Origin of the sequence: Curtobacterium oceanosedimentum (assembly GCF_040545555.1) — a bacterium.
Lineage (GTDB): Bacteria > Actinomycetota > Actinomycetes > Actinomycetales > Microbacteriaceae > Curtobacterium.
On sequence record NZ_JBEPMD010000011.1, the window covers coordinates 20,838 to 35,732 of the forward strand.

Genomic DNA, 14,895 nt, shown 5'->3' on the forward strand with positions numbered 1-14,895 from the left:
GCCTCGACAGCGGCGCGGGTCAGCACACGGCGCGGGTCAGTACACGTCGCGGACGTAGCGCTTCGCGCGCCGCAGGTCCGCCAGGTACGCCTGCGCGTCGTCGTCCCCGCGGCTCCGACAGGTCGCGATGACCTCCAGCAGGGCCTGCTCGACGTCCTTCGCCATCCGCGACGCGTCCCCGCAGACGTACACGTGCGCCCCGTCCTCGAGCCACCGGTACAGCTCCGCTGCCTGCTCCCGCATCCGCGTCTGCACGTAGACCTTCTCGGCCTGGTCGCGCGAGAACGCCAGGTCGAGCCGGGTCAGCACGCCGCGCTCCTGCAGGTCCGTCAGCTCGTCCTCGTACACGAAGTCGGTGTCGCGGTGCTGGTCGCCGAAGAACAACCAGTTGCGCCCGGTCGCCCCGGCAGCGGCCCGCTCGTGCAGGAACCCGCGGAACGGGGCGATGCCGGTGCCCGGCCCGATCATGACCATCGGTGCGTCACCGTCGGCGGGCACCCCGAACGCCGCGTTCGGTTGCAGGTACACGTCGACCTCGCCGTCGGCCAGCACCCGGTCCGCCAGGTAGGTCGAGGCGACGCCGCCGTGCGTGCGGCGCGCATCGCCGTAGCGGACGGACGCGACGGTCAGGTGGATGCGGTCCGGGTGCGCCAGCGGGCTCGACGAGATCGAGTACTGCCGCGCCTGCAGCCCGCGGAGGTTCGGGAGCAGCTCGTCCATCGTGGGCGCGGCACTGCCGGCGTCACGGAGCAGGTCGAGCACGTCGCGGCCCCAGAGCCACCGGTCGAGCTCGTGCTTGTCGCCGTGCGACACGACCGCCGCGAGCTCCGACGCGGGCGCACGCTGCACGAGGTCGGCCACGAGGTCCTTCGACGGCGTCCGGATCTCGCGGTCGGTGCGGAGGACCTCGGCGAGCGGTCGCCCGTCGAGCTCCGCCGAGCCGTCGACCCCGAGGTGTGCGAGCAGCTGGTCGACGAGCGCCGGGTCGTTGTGCGGCACCACCGCGAGCGCGTCGCCGGCGGCGTACTCGATGCCGGAGCTGCCGAGGTCGAACTCGACGTGCCGGATCTCCTTCGCGCTGCGCGGCGAGGAGAGCAACCGGTTCACGACGAGGGGCGCCCGGTACGGGTTGCGCTTGTTCCACTGCGACCCCGGCCGGGAGGCACGGCTCGCCCCCGCCCCGCCGGACGCGGCGGACGAGGTGGTCGCTCCGGCGGCGGGGCCGGCAGCGCCCGGCTGCGCGCCGGCCTCGGCGGCGAGACGGTCCAGGATCGCGGCGCTCCAGAGCGCGGCGGGGTCCTCGAAGTCGACGTCGCAGTCGACACGGTCGTGGATGCGCGTCGCGCCGAGCTGCTCGAACCGGGTGTCGAGGAGCTTGCCGGCCTGGCAGAACTCGTCGTAGCTCGTGTCGCCGAGCCCGAGGACGGCGTACTGCAGTCCCTCGAGCCGGGGGACCGTCGAGGCCTGGATCGCGTCCCAGAACAGGCCGGCGTTGTCGGGCATCTCGCCCTCGCCGTACGTCGAGGTGACGAGGAGCACGTGCGACATCCCGGCGAGCTGCTCCGGCGTCACGGCGTCGAGCGGGGTCGCCCGGCCGCCGAGCCCGCGTGCCCTCGCCCCGGCGACGAGCTCGTCGGCGAGGAACTCCGCGTTGCCCGTCTGCGTGCCGAAGAGCACGTCGACCGTCGTGGTCGGGGCCTCGCCGGTGACCCGCTTGCCCGCGGCGGCGATGCCGGCGATGAACCCGGCGAGCCAGGACTCCTGCGCCGCCGAGAACGGGGCGTCGACCGGGATCAGCTGCCCGGTGGGCGGGAGCGTGCTCATGCCGACACCGCCTCGACCGGGGCCTGCGGAGCGCGGGCAGCGATGTCCTCGAGCGCCGCGGTCGCGAGCAGCTCGTCGAAGCGGGCCGCGCGGACCCGGCCGGCGTTCTTGGCGTTCTGGTGCATGATCCACCCCGTGGTGCCCGGCATGTCCGCACTGCGGTTGTTCCGCTGCGCGAGCGCACGCTTCGAGTCGTCGAGCCGCTTGACGGCGATGAGGGTCGCGAGCTCGTCGTCGGCGAACCGGTCGAACGTGCTGCGGAGGTACTTCACGACGCGCTGCTTCACCTGGAAGTCCTCGGTCAGGACGAGGTTCCGCACCGCCTCGGTCACGCGGGGGTCGTTCGGCGCGGCGCCCGGCACCCGCTCCTGCGCGACGTCCTGCGCCACCCCGAGCACCGTGTACGACGAGAGCAGCGAGAAGGTGTCCTCGCCCTGGTCACCGAGCGCGGGGGCACGGCCGTCGAGCACGGTCCGCTGGTCGCGGTAGTCGACCTTGAACGCGCGGAGCTTGTCCGTCGCGACCGAGGTGGCGAGCTCGTCGAGGAGCTCGGCGCGGGTGGCGGCGGCGAGGATCTCGTCGGCGTCCTGGCTGAGCAGGAGCGCGCGCGGCATCCCGACGAACACGTGCTCGCGGGTGGTCGCCCAGTCCGCGAGCAACCGCTCGGCGAGGGCGGACCCGGTGGCCTCGAGGTGCCACTCGAGCAGGAGCTTCGCCGCGGCCTCGTGGAACCCACCGCGCTCGGTCTCGGTCACGGGGAAGACGAGGAGCGAGTCGGTGCTCGCGCGCTCGGTCACCGAGCCCGACGGGTCGTACTGGTACAGGAAGCCGCCGGACATGCCGTTGCCGAGCCCCTTGCCGAAGCCGCCGAGGTTGAACACCGCACCACCGGTCATGTACTCGCAGCCGAAGTCGCCGAGGCCCTCGACCACGGCGGTCGCACCGGAGTTCCGGACGGCGAACCGGTCACCGGCCTCGCCCTCGACGAAGGTGCGGCCACCGGTCGCGCCGAACAGGGCGAAGTTGCCGACGAGGACGTTGCCGCCCCGCTCGACGCTCCCACCGCCCGGGGCACGCACGACGATCCGGCCGCCCGACTGGCTCTTGCCGACACCGTCGTTCGCGGTGCCGGTGTGGTCGAGCGTGGTCCCGTCGTTCGTGAACACGCCGTACGACTGCCCGGCCGAACCGCTCGTGCGGATGGTCACGGCACCGTCGACCAGGCGACGACGGCCACGGTCGTCCGTGGTGATCGCCGGGTGTGCGGACAGGTCGACGCCGCGCAACTCGTGGTTGAGGACGCGCTCGACGTCGATGCCGAACTGCCCGCCGACGGACTTGTCGGCGTTGCCGAGGGCGATGCCGTCGACGGTCAGGGTGTGCTGGTGCCCGTCGACGAGTGCCGCGCGCACCTGCTCGATCAGGGCGTCGTCGGTCCGGAAGTCCTTCTCGAGGTACTCCGGGTCGGTGACGACCTTCTCGGGCACCTGCGCGAGCAGGTTCCGCACGTCGAGCCGACCGACGGACGCCGGGTGGTCGAGCAGCTGGAGCAGGTCGGTGCGACCCCGGGCCTCGCGGAGCGAGTGCAGGCCGAGGCGGGCGAGGATCTGCCGGACGTCGTGGGCGATGTTGAGCAAGTACTGCGCGAGCGCGCGGGGGTCGCCCTCGAAGGCCTCGGCGTTCGTGGTCAGGCCCGCCGGGCACTTCACGTTGCAGTTCTTCGCCATGACGCAGCCGAGCATCATGAGCGCGGTCGTGCCGAACTCGAACGAGTCCCCGCCGAGCAGCGCGCTCGTGACGACGTCCGAACCGGTCTGGTGCGCACCGGAGCAGCGGAGCGTGACCTTCTGGCGCAGCCCGTTCGCGACGAGGGCCTGGTGCACCTCGGCCACGCCGATCTCCGCCGAGCGTCCGGCGTACTTCAGGCTCGTGACGGCCGCGGCGCCGGTGCCGCCGGTGTTGCCCGCGACGTTGATGACGTCCGCGCCGGCCTTCGCGACGCCGACCGCGATGGTGCCGATGCCCTCGGAGGACACGAGCTTCACGACCACCCGGACCCGGGCGGCCTTGCAGTCGTGGATGAGCTGCGCGAGGTCCTCGATCGAGTACGTGTCGTGGTGCGGCGGCGGCGAGATGAGCTCGACGCCGGGGGTGCCACCGCGGGCCGCGGCGATGTCCACCGTGACCTTCGGAGCCGGCAGCTGGCCGCCCTCGCCGGGCTTCGCGCCCTGGCCGATCTTGATCTCGAGCTCCTCGAGCATCGGGTCGGCGAGGTAGCCGGCCCAGATGCCGAACCGGCCCGAGGCGAACTGCTTGATGCGCGAGCCGCGGATCGTGCCGTAGCGGGAGTGGTGCTCGCCGCCCTCGCCGGAGTTCGACATGCCGCCGACCATGTTCGTGCCGTGCGCGACGGCCTCGTGCGCGGTGGCGACGAGGGCGCCGTGGCTCATCGCACCGGACGCCAGGGTCCGGGTGATCTCGTGTGCGGGCTGGACCTCGGCCACGTCGACGCTCGCGGGAGCCTGCTGCAGCAGGGCGAGCAGCTCGGCGGCCGCACCGGTGGCGCGGAGCGTCACCCGGTCGTCGGCGACGACGTCCACGTCGACCAGGCCGGGGTGCAGCAGCGCGAGCCCGTCCGCGAGGGCCCGGTGGCGCAGCGCACCCGTGGGTCCGGTCGAGGTGAGCTGCAGGGTGAAGCGGGTCGTGCCGCCCGGCAGGGCGTCCTCCGACGACGGCCGCGAGCCGGACAGTCCGCGCACCGTGATGCTCGCGTTCCCGGTGGTCGAGAAGCGGCCGAGCTCACGCGCGAAGTCCGGGGCCTCGTCGATGCCGGTGACGTCGGCCGGCAGGGCGAGCACGTCGCGGAGGGCCGCGGGGCGACGGGAGCGCTCGTCGTGCGTCGTCTGCAGGAACGTGACGTAGCCCGGGGTGATCCGGTGCGCGTCGATCTCGGCGTCGCTCAGGCGGTCGTAGCCGGTGTTGCGGTACGCGGTGTCCGAGATGCCGAAGGAGTCGTCGAGCTGCCGGAGCGTGAGCAGCCGCAGCGCGTCGGAGTCGCCCGAGCGCTCGAAGGCCGGGCGCTCCTCGGTCATCCCGCCGAACCCGCGCACGCTCGCGACGCCGAACGAGTGCCCGGCGCCGTCCGACCGCTCCTTGAAGAGCCCGAGCAGCGGCACCTGGCCGTCGGTCGCGACCGAGCGGGCACGCTCGTGCCAGTCCGTGGCGGCCTGTGCGATGCGGGCGAAGCCGACACCGCCGACCGGGGCGTCCATGTGCGGGAAGACCCTTGCGAACAGGTCGTCGCGGGTGTCGAGGTAGTTCGGCTCGAAGAACTCGCCGCCGATGTAGCTCTCGGCGGTGCACAGGCCGACCCGGCCCATCGTCTTCGCCAGGGCCTTCTCGGTCGCCTTGCGGAAGCGCTTGAGCGCGGCGTCGGTCGCGGTCAGCTCGCCCGCGGGTGCCGGGGCGGCGGGGTACTGCTCCTCCGCACGGAGCCGGGCCGACAGGCTGTACACGGCCGAGGCGCCGAAGCCCAGCGCGGTCGCGACGTGGTGGGACGACGGCAGCTGGCCGGACTCCGCGACGACGGACACGCGCAGGCGCAGTCCGGTCTCGATGAGCCGCTGGTTGACCGCGGCGACGGCGAGGATCACGGGGAGCGGCGCGTGCGTCGACGACACCGAGCGGTCGGTCAGGACCGCGATCCCGCCCTGGCGCTCGGCGAAGGCCACGACGGCCTCGGCGAGCTGCTCGGTGGCGGTGCGGACGGCGTCGGCGTTCGCCTGCTCGTCGTCGACGACCGGCACGTAGAGCATGTCGAACCGCTCGAGCGGCACGATCGTCTGGTCGCGGAGCCGGACCATGTCGAGGTGCCCGAGGACGGGGGAGTCCACGACGATCTGCCGGCTGGGCGTGGCGGTGGCGGTGCCGCTGCCCGTCCCGTCGGGCTTGGCGCCGAGGGCGACGCGCATGCTCATGCCGTCGGCCTCGCGGATCGAGTCGAGCGGCGGGTTCGTCACCTGGGCGAAGCGCTGCGAGAAGTACTTCGCCATCCCGCCCTCGGTGTCGCTCAGCGCGTTGATGGCGGTGCCGTAGCCCATCGCCGAGATGCGCTCCGAGCCGTTCGCGAGCATCGGGTCGAGCATGAACCGGAAGCTCTCCTGGTTCAGCGAGTACGCCACGTAGCGGCCCGCGAGCGACAGGTCGCCGTCGTAGCCGAGCGTGCTGGTGCCCCGGTCGTAGTCCGGCGCGGGCAGGTCGTCGAGGTGCACGCGTGCAGCGTCGAGCAGCGTCCCGTAGTCGCGGCGCGCGGCGAGCATCCGCAGGACCTCGTCGGTGCGCATCACCGACCCGGTGCGGTGGTCGACGACGAGCATGCCGCCGGCCTCGATGCGGCCGCGGTGCACGACGTCGCCGGCCGGGAACGTCACCTGCCCGGACTCGGACGCCACCATGAGGTACTCGTCCGTCTGCACGGTGCGCAGCGGGCGGAGACCCAGGCGGTCGAGCCGTGCGCCCACGACGTCGCCGTCGCTGAAGATCACCGCGGCGGGGCCGTCGTTCTTCTCCTCGTACAGCGAGAAGTACTCGAGCATGTCCCGGACGTCCGGGGTCAGCGTGCGGTCGTTCTCCCACGCCGGGGGCATGAGGGTGACGACGGCCTCGACGATCTCGAGCCCGTCGTCGAACACGCGGCTCTGCAGGGTCTGGTCGAGGCGGCTCGAGTCGGACTGCCCGGGCGGCCGGACGATGCTGCGCGTGCGGGCGGCGGCGAGGGCCTCGTCCGACAGGCGGTTCTTCCGGTCGGTGTTCAGCTCGCCGTTGTGCGCCATGAGCCGGAACGGCTGCGCCATGGTCGGGTGCGGCTCGGTGTTCGTCGAGAACCGCGTGTGGAAGTAGAGCGTGCGCACCGAGTGGCGCGGGTCCGCCAGGTCGCGGAAGTACGAGATGACCTCGCCCGAGTTCAGGCGGCCCTTGAGGATCTGCGTCCGGGCACTGAGCGACAGCGGGTAGAGGGCGGCGTGCGGGGCGTGTGCCTCGGCAGCCTGCGTGTACGAGACGCGCTCGACGGCGAGCAGGGCGCGGTTCGCCGCGGCGTCGACGTCCGTGCGGGACCACCCCTCGGGTGCGCGGAAGACCCACTGCACGATCGGCAGCTGGTACTGCTCGGCCTCGGGACGGGCCACCGAGTGGTCGACCGGCACGTCGCGGACGAGCAGCAGGTCGAAGCCCTCGTGCTCGATCGCTCCGGTCACGGTCTGCTCGGCGGCGGAGCGCCCGGCGGGGTCGGACGGCACGAAGCAGTTCGCGACGCCGAAGTGCCCGGCGACGAGCTCCTCGCCGGTGATGGCGCTGAAGAACTCCACCGACAGGTCGATGCTCACGCCGGCACCGTCGCCGACGCCCTCGGCGGACTTGCCACCGCGGTGCGGGATCGAGCAGAGCGCTTCGTCGCCCTTGCGGAGGACGTCGTGGCTCGGGGTGCCGTCGAGGCGGGTGATGAAGCCGACGCCGCAGTCGCTCGACTCGCGGGCAGGGTCGTACAGACCGAAGGGGGAGGGGTTCACGTGCGGGTCCAGTGGGGCTCAGCCGGCAGCGGACGGCCAGGGCTGCATCGGTGGAGCGCTCGCCGCGGGCGGACCGGTGGTGGCGGTCGTGGCCCTGTGTGGGGGTGGTGCGGTGAGCCGATGCTACGGCTTGGTATACCGCGGGTGCAACAGACCGGCCGGACGGGAGGCGCGTGGCGGCCCGGCCACGCGCCTCCCGTCCGGTGCGGGCGCCGGTTCCGGCGCCGGTGATCGTGCCGGTGTGATGCCGCGGTTTCGTCTGCTTGCGCACCACCGGGAGCACCTCGCGCCACGGAGCCCCGTGGCGCGAGGTGCTCCCGGTTGTGCAGCGGCGCGGTCGAGCGGTGGCGGCGAGGTGCGCGGTCGAGCGGTGGCGGCGAGGTGCGCGGTCGCGACGGCTCAGCCGGTGACGCCGAGGACGATCTGCACGACCGCGACGACGGCGAGCGCTGCGATCGGCACGCCGGCTATCCAGAGCCCTGCCCGCTTCTGCGTCCGCCGGATCGTCGGGGTCACGTGCGAGGTCTGCGCGAAGCGGGTCGCGGCGACGAGCTCGGGGGCGGCGGCGGGTGGCTCGGGCTCGGGCTGGGGCCGGTCGTCCTCGAACGCCGGGACCTCGACGACCAGGTCCTCGGCTCGGGTACGGTCGGGCAGCCGGGCGAACCGCTGGCTCGTCGCGCGCGGGTCGCCGTCCCGCAGGTCACCGTGTCGCTCGTCCATCGCGTTCCCCTTCCGCCGGTGCCCGCATCGTACTCGTCCGACTCGACGATGCCGGATCGGGTACGGGCCGGCGGGCTGGCGGACCGGCGGGCCTGGGGTGGACGCAGGACGCCCCGGCGGCCGGGTCACCCGCCGTCGTCAGGCGTAGCGGCGGGCTGCGCGCAGCGCGTGGTCGGTGTACGAGCCGCCGAACAGGAACACGTGCAGCAGCAGCGGCGCGAGCTGGTGGAGCTCGACGCGCTCCTGCCACCCGTCGGCGAGCCGGGACTCGGCGTCGTAGGCGGCGAGCACGGTCTCGAGTCGGGGGAGTCCGAACAGGGCGAGCAGCGCCAGGTCGGTCTCCGCGTGCCCGCCGTGCGGCGTCGCGTCGATGAGCACCGCCCCGGTCGGTTCCGAGGAGTCCCTGGGCCACAGGACGTTCCCCGCCCAGAGGTCGCCGTGGATCCGCGCGGGGGCGTCGCCGATGAGCCGGGGCTGCGGGGAGCCGAGCGTGCCGTCCTCGAGCCGGTCGGCCACGCGGTCGAACACCGCGGCCTCAGCGGCGTCGAACCCGCCTCGGTCGACGATGCGCTGCACGAAGTCCCGGATGCGGTACTCGGCGAAGAATGCGCCCCAGGCGGCCGGTGCGTCGGCTGCGCTGGTGAAGGGCGTGCGCGAGCGGCCCATGCGCAGGCCACCGCTCGTCGGGAACCCGGGGGACGGCGCACCCCAGTGCGACGCACCGGCGGCGTGGGTGTGCGCGAGCGACCGTCCGAAGCGTTCAGCCTGGGCCCTGGTCGGGGAGCCGTCAGCGATCCGTTCGAGGTGCAGGACGGTCGGCCGGGGGTGGTCGAGCACGCGGGCGATCCGGGTCCCGCCGGTGTCCTCGGCCTCGGCGAGCCAGGCCAGGTCGGCTGCCTCGGCGGTGGCCTCGTCCGGGTCGCGGAAGGTCTTCTCGTGGATGTCGGGCACGCATGCCATCCTGCCGAGACTGCGGCGCCGACGTTCAGGCTCAGCGGCGGGCGGCGTGCACGACCAGGGCGAGCTGTACCCGGTTGTCGACCCCGAACTTCTCGTACACGTGGCCGACGTGCGTCTTGACGGTGGCCAGGCTCACGAACAGGTCCGACGCGATCTGCGCGTTCGAGGCGCCGGCCGCCACGGCCAGGGCGACCTCCGTCTCGCGGTCGGTCAGGGTCGACAGGAGTGCGCGCTCCGCGGCACCGTCGGCGGCCGCGGTCGCGACGGCGGCCGCCCCACGCTCCGTCCCGGTCGAGGCGCGCGCTGCGAAGGCGATGACGCGGTCGAGCACGGAGGGCGACAGGGTCGAGCGCCCGGCGGCGACCGTCCGGACCGCCTCGACGAGCTGCTGCGGCGGGGTGTCCTTGAGCAGGAAGCCCCGTGCACCCCGCTGCAGCGCGCCCAGCACGAGGTCGTCGTCCTGGAACGTGGTGAGCACGAGCACGGCGAGGTCCGGCTGCTTCCGGAGTTCCCGTGCGGTCGCCACCAGGCCGTCGCACCGGGGCATCCGGATGTCCATGAGCACGACGTCGGGCGCTGCGGACGCGATCACGCCCTCGGCCTCGAGTCCGTCGCCCGCCTCGCCGACGACCTCGATGCCGTCGTCGCCGCTCAGGAGCAGCCGGAGTCCGGCCCGGACGAGGTGGTCGTCGTCGACGAGGACGACCCGGATCGGTGCGCTCACGCCGCCCACGGCAGCACCGCCTCGACCACGTGGGTGCCGTCGGCACCGCGTCCGGCGCTGAAGGTGCCGCCGACGAGCCGGGCACGTTCTGCCAGGCCCCGGAGGCCGTGGCCCGCGGCCCGGTCGTCGTCGTCGGGCACGAGGCCCGTCGTCGGGTTGCTCACCCGCACCCGCAGCGCGGGCCCGCCGAGCACGTCGACCGCGACGGAGACGGGTTGCCCCGGCGCGTGCCGGCGCGCGTTCGTCAGCGCCTCCTGCACCACCCGGTAGGCGTGCCGTCCGACGGCGTCGGGTGCGTCGGCGACCCGCTCGTCGACGGCCGACGACACCCGGGCGCCGGAGCTCCGCGCCTCGTCGAGCAGCGCGGGCAGGTCCCGGAGGGTCGGCTGCGGGGGAGCGGCTCCGGCGAGCGCGGCGCCGTCCCCGGGCTCCCGCAGCACGCCCAGCACGTCGCGGAGTTCGGTGAGCGCGGCGTGCGCCTCGGCACGGACGACCCCGGCGGCCTCGACCGTCTCGTCGGGCGACAGCGACCGGCCGCGGTACTCGAGCGCACCGGCGTGGAGGGCGACGAGGGACAGCCGGTGCCCCAGCACGTCGTGCATCTCCCGTGCGAGGTGCGCGCGTTCCTGCTCGCGGGCGCGGTCCTCACGGAGCTGCTGGTCCCGCTCGAGCAGGGCCGCCCGCTCCCGGAGCGACTGGACGAGCGCGCGGCGCTGCCCGATCGCGACGCCGACGGCCACCACCAGCGCGAGGAAGATCACCGAGACGAGGATCGTCTGCCACATCGGCACGTTCCCGCTCGGGAAGACGAGGGCGTCCCCGACGAGCCCGGTGACGAGCATCGCGACCGTACCGACCGCGATCTCCACCGGTCGGCGTCGGACCGCGAGGGAGACGAGGGCGAGCACCCCCGCCCCGGCCGCGATGGTGGACACCGTGCTCATCGCGATCACCAGGAGGGTGACGAGCAGCGGGGATCGGTGCCGGAAGCAGTACAGGACGAGGGCGACCAGCCCCGCCCCGAGGTCGGTGAGCAGGCCCAGGCCGAGGCGCGCGTCCGACCATCCGTCGGTGTCGAGCTCGGGCCAGACCACCCCGAACGCGATGAGACCGGCGAGCGCGGCCATGACCACGCGCCAGGACTGCGCCCACACGCGTCGGCCGAGGGGCACGGGCTGGAGCGGGGTGGCGGTCACGTCCCCGAGCCTAGGAACTGCGGCACCCGCGTCGGATCGGCCGAAGGTCGGAGAACCGGGGTGCGGGCGGCGTCACACCGCGTCGACCAGTGCCTGCGCCAACGGGTGCCACGGCCGCGAGCTCGGGCCGCTCAGCACCAGCGTCCGCACGTACCGTGGCTCCACGGGCAGCATCACCAGGTCGTCGGGCAGCATCACCCGCCCGAGGGTCGGGACGATCGAGACGCCCTCGCCGCGCTGGATCATCCCGAACATCGTGCTCATCTCCCGCACGCGGTGCGCCCAGCGGAACGGCTGGCCGGCGAGCTCGTGCATGCGCTGGATCTGGTGCTCGCACCCGCCGCCGCCGGCGACCAGCCCGTCCTCGTGCAGGTCGTCGAGCGTCAGCGCCGCACTCGAGGCGAGCGGGTGGTCCCGCCGCACCACCGCGCCCATCTCGTCCCGCGCGACGACCACGCCGCCGTCGGGTAACGGCCCCGGGTCGACGAGCACGGCCGCGTCCACGGTGCCGCCTTCGAGCCACTCCGCCATCTCGTCGTCGTCGCCCTCGTAGACCTGCACGTCGACGTCGGGCAGCGTCACGGCCCACAGCTCGCGGAGCCGCGGCAGCAGGCCCTGGCAGACCGTCGGCACGGCGGCGAGGCGCACGGTGCCGCGGACCGTGGCGGGCCGCACCACGGCCTCCAGGGCGTCGACCGAGGCGAGCACGCTGCGGGCGTGGGCCAGCATGCGGTCGCCGAGCGGGGTGGCCACCGCGGCGCCGCCGCGACGGACCACCGGGCCCCCGACCTCGCGTTCGAGCCCGGCGACGGCGTGCGAGACGGCGGACTGTCCGACGCCCAGCGCGGATGCCCCGCCGGTGAAGGAACCGGCGTCGACGGTCGCGACGAACGCGCGGAGCTGCTGGATCGAGAGGGTCATGCGTGCCCTTCATGGCGTCATGCAGGGCAGTCGTTCGACACATGCCCGAGTGGTGGTCGATGCTAGCGCTCGTGAACGCCCTCCTCTACGTCCTGGTCGCCCTCACCTGGGGCTCGAGCTTCTTCTTCGCGAAGATCGGGCTCGAGGGACTCGCGCCGCAGCAGGTCGCCACCGTGCGCACCGTGCTGGGCGCGGTCACGCTCGTGGTCGTGCTGCTCGTCACCCGGCGGCGGTGGCCGCGGGAGCCGCGCGTCTGGGGGCACCTGCTCGTCGTCGCGGTCTTCCTGAACGCGGTGCCGTCGTCGCTCATGGCGTGGGCCGAGCAGACCGTGCCGTCGGGCCTGGCGAGCATCTACAACGCGACGACGCCGATCATGACGCTGCTGGCACTCGCCGTGCTGGTGCCCTCCGAGCGACTCAGCCGACGACAGCTCGGCGGGATCGCCCTCGGGATCCTGGGCGTGCTCGTGCTCGTCGGCCCGTGGGACCTGGTCGGCGACCCTGCCGTCCTCGCCACCGTCCCCGGGCAGCTGGCGCTGCTCGGCATGACCGCCTCGTACGGCATCGGCCTCGCGTGGCTCCGACGCTTCGGCGTCGGGAGCGGCCAGGACCCGACCACCGTCGCGACGGTGCAGCTCACGCTGGCGGCGGTGCTCATGCTGCTCGTCGCGCCCGTCATCGCCACCGGTCCGGTGCAGCTGGACTGGAGGATCGTGGCCGCGATGGTCGCGCTCGGTGCGGTGGGCACGGGGCTGGCCTACGCGTGGAACACGCGCTTGGTCGGGGCGTGGGGCGCCGGGCGGGCATCGACGGTGACGTACCTGACGCCGGTGGTCGGGGTGGCGCTCGGGGTCCTCGTGCTCGGTGAGCCGCTGCGGTGGAACGAGCCCGTGGGCGGTGTCGTGGTGCTGCTCGGGATCGCGCTGGCGTCGGGGGTGCTCGGGCGTCGGCAGCGGAGGGCACCGCGGGCTGCGGCTGCTGCCTGAGGTGGCGCGCGGGTGCGGGCTCTCGCGCTGCCCGTTCTTTCCCAGAGCGGCTGCGATGGGAAGCGGAAACGGGCGTACCCGGTGGGAACGAACGACCAGGTACGCCCGGATCGGCCAGGTACGCCCGGAACGGCCAGGCGCACCAGGACCCATCAGCCCGGGGCTCGCTCAGCTGTTCCGGTCCGCGATCGGGCGTCTGCCGACGGAGGACTGGAAACGCAGCAGGTAGCCGTCCGGGTCCTGCACGAGGAACTGCTGGACCCCGGCCTCCTCGTCGCCGAGGTCGTACCACTTCGTCTCGGGCCGCATGAAGAGCCGAACGCCGGCGGCATCGAGTCGGTCGGCGAGCGCAGCGCTGTCGGGCACGGTGACCTGGAGGTTGATGCCCCGTCCGAACGGCCGATCGAGCGGACCCGTCACCCAGTTGCGGCCGACCCCGACCTGTTCGAGCATCACGTGCGCAGACCCGAGCACGAGGTATGCGAAGCGCTCGTCCGGACGGTCGTAGGCGACGGTGAACCCGCATGCTCCGCACCAGAAAGCGAGACTCCGGTCGAGGTCCTCGACCAGCAGCTCCGGGACGAGGGCAGGGTCGAACGTGTCGGGCACGGGACCATCGTGGCACCGTCGGCGGCAGTACGCTCGCCCCGTGCTGACGATCGAGACCGTGCTCCCCGGTGCGCCCACCGCCGTGAGCATCCTCCGCCGGTACACCACCGAGGTCGCCTCGCGGTGGTACGGCCGGCCCGCGACGGACGAGGAGGTCGACCAGGCACTCCGCGACGAGCCCTCCGACGACCTCACGGGTGCGACGGGCGTGCTCCTCGTCGCCCTCGACGACGGCGAGCCGGTCGCGTGCGCCGGCGCGCGCCTCCGCGGGGACGTCGCCGAACTGACCAAGGTGTTCACCCTGAGCGAGTCACGCGGGCGGGGCATCGGGGGGCGGGTGGTCCGCGCCGTCGAACGGGCGTGCCTGGAGCGGGGCGTCGGCACGGTCCAGCTCGACACCCGCGGGGAGCTCGCCGAGGCGTGCGCGTTGTACGAGCGGCTCGGCTACCGGCGGGTCGATCCGTTCAACGACGAGCCGTACTCCGACCGCTGGTACCGGAAGTCCCTCAGCGGTACCTCGACCTGAGTCTCCGGCGGGTCAGAAGGCGGCGAGTGCGTGCTCGAGCATCCGGTGTCCCTGTCGCTCGAAGCGCTCGTCGTGCACCGCGAAGGCCCACACGGCCGTCCCCACCGCCTCGCGAAGCTGGAGCCAGCGCCAGTCGTCGGCGTCGCGAGGGTCGGACCCGTAGCCCGCGAAGAACGCGTGCTCGAGCTCGGGGGAGTCCTCCCAGTGCAGGACTGCCAGGCGGGTGAGGTCCGCTGCGGCCGGGCGGAACGCGAAGCGACCGAAGTCGATCGCACGCAGCCGACCGTCCTGCACGATCCAGTTCCGCGGGTGCCAGTCGCCGTGCGTCGGCACCAGCGTCACGGGGTGCGGTCTCGACGATCGGAGCAGCGTCCGCGCGCGGTCCTCGAGCCGGGGATCGATCCGGTGTGGGGCGTCGAGGGAGCGGAGCGCCTTCGCGGTCTCTGCGGCCAGGTGGTCCGCATCGGTGCGGGTCGCCTGGTCGTGGAGCCTCCGGAGGATCGTGCCCGCCTGCCGGTGCACGCTCGCAGCGGTCTCGTCGGAGGTCCCGAGCGCGAGGTGCCCGGGGACCCGTTCCAGCACGAGCACACGGCTCTCCGTGTCCGCGGCGACCAGACGCCCCGTGTCGTCACCGCGGAGGAGCGCCCCGGTCCAGTGCCGGTGCGCCGTCAGCTCCCGCGGGAAGTGCGAGTTCTCCGGTCCGGACGCCTTGACGGTGTGGTCGCCGGCACCACTGCGGACGTGGAGCACCCGGGTGTCGAGGAGGCCCCACGACTCGTCCGCCACCGTCGACGCCCCGGGGAGCACCCGGGCGACGAACGCCGCCTGCGCCGGGCTCAGCCCGCTGTCGTCCCACCCCACG

The 14,895-nt window shown here is 73.5% G+C and carries 11 protein-coding genes; 2 read left to right on the plus strand and 9 right to left on the minus strand.

The window, feature by feature from the left end:
* Window positions 1-36: 36 nt before the first annotated feature.
* The 7 genes from ABIC52_RS12295 to ABIC52_RS12325 all read right to left on the minus strand — a co-directional run bounded on the left by ABIC52_RS12295 (window position 37) and on the right by ABIC52_RS12325 (window position 11,912).
* A complete protein-coding gene (locus tag ABIC52_RS12295; RefSeq protein ID WP_354027453.1) occupies window positions 37-1,824 on the minus strand; it encodes a sulfite reductase subunit alpha in 1,788 nt (595 codons plus the stop codon).
* A complete protein-coding gene (locus tag ABIC52_RS12300; protein ID WP_354027454.1) occupies window positions 1,821-7,391 on the minus strand; it encodes a glutamate synthase-related protein in 5,571 nt (1,856 codons plus the stop codon). The genes ABIC52_RS12295 and ABIC52_RS12300 overlap by 4 nt, the downstream gene beginning before the upstream one ends.
* A gap of 399 nt (window positions 7,392-7,790) precedes the next feature.
* Window positions 7,791-8,111 carry a hypothetical protein gene (locus tag ABIC52_RS12305; RefSeq protein ID WP_126891372.1) on the minus strand — a complete coding sequence of 107 codons (321 nt, stop codon included), beginning with the start codon at window positions 8,109-8,111 and terminating at the stop codon, window positions 7,791-7,793.
* A gap of 138 nt (window positions 8,112-8,249) precedes the next feature.
* Window positions 8,250-9,062 (minus strand): fructosamine kinase family protein, encoded by an 813-nt coding sequence (locus ABIC52_RS12310; RefSeq protein WP_354027455.1) that lies wholly within the window; start codon window positions 9,060-9,062, stop codon window positions 8,250-8,252.
* A 40-nt stretch (window positions 9,063-9,102) separates the two neighbouring features.
* Window positions 9,103-9,804, minus strand: a complete 702-nt coding sequence (locus ABIC52_RS12315) for a response regulator transcription factor (protein WP_126891374.1) — start codon at window positions 9,802-9,804, stop codon at window positions 9,103-9,105.
* Window positions 9,792-10,991, minus strand: coding sequence for a sensor histidine kinase (locus tag ABIC52_RS12320; protein ID WP_354027456.1), 1,200 nt, complete (start codon window positions 10,989-10,991; stop codon window positions 9,792-9,794). Before ABIC52_RS12320 ends, ABIC52_RS12315 begins: the two co-directional genes overlap by 13 nt.
* A gap of 72 nt (window positions 10,992-11,063) precedes the next feature.
* Window positions 11,064-11,912, minus strand: coding sequence for a LysR family transcriptional regulator (locus tag ABIC52_RS12325; RefSeq protein ID WP_209679312.1), 849 nt, complete (start codon window positions 11,910-11,912; stop codon window positions 11,064-11,066).
* 71 nt (window positions 11,913-11,983) lie between these two features.
* On the opposite strand from ABIC52_RS12325, the gene ABIC52_RS12330 reads away from it, so the two are divergent.
* Window positions 11,984-12,898, plus strand: coding sequence for a DMT family transporter (locus ABIC52_RS12330; RefSeq protein WP_126891376.1), 915 nt, complete (start codon window positions 11,984-11,986; stop codon window positions 12,896-12,898).
* A 168-nt stretch (window positions 12,899-13,066) separates the two neighbouring features.
* Here ABIC52_RS12330 and ABIC52_RS12335 read toward each other — a convergent pair whose 3' ends face one another.
* Window positions 13,067-13,507 carry a bleomycin resistance protein gene (locus ABIC52_RS12335; protein ID WP_209823988.1) on the minus strand — a complete coding sequence of 147 codons (441 nt, stop codon included), beginning with the start codon at window positions 13,505-13,507 and terminating at the stop codon, window positions 13,067-13,069.
* Between the two features lie 40 nt (window positions 13,508-13,547).
* Between ABIC52_RS12335 and ABIC52_RS12340 the strand changes: the two genes are divergently transcribed.
* On the plus strand, window positions 13,548-14,033 hold the full coding sequence (locus tag ABIC52_RS12340; RefSeq protein ID WP_354027457.1) for a GNAT family N-acetyltransferase: 486 nt from the start codon (window positions 13,548-13,550) through the stop codon (window positions 14,031-14,033).
* 12 nt (window positions 14,034-14,045) lie between these two features.
* Here ABIC52_RS12340 and ABIC52_RS12345 read toward each other — a convergent pair whose 3' ends face one another.
* Window positions 14,046-14,894, minus strand: a complete 849-nt coding sequence (locus tag ABIC52_RS12345) for a phosphotransferase family protein (protein WP_354027458.1) — start codon at window positions 14,892-14,894, stop codon at window positions 14,046-14,048.
* Window position 14,895: the final 1 nt, after the last annotated feature.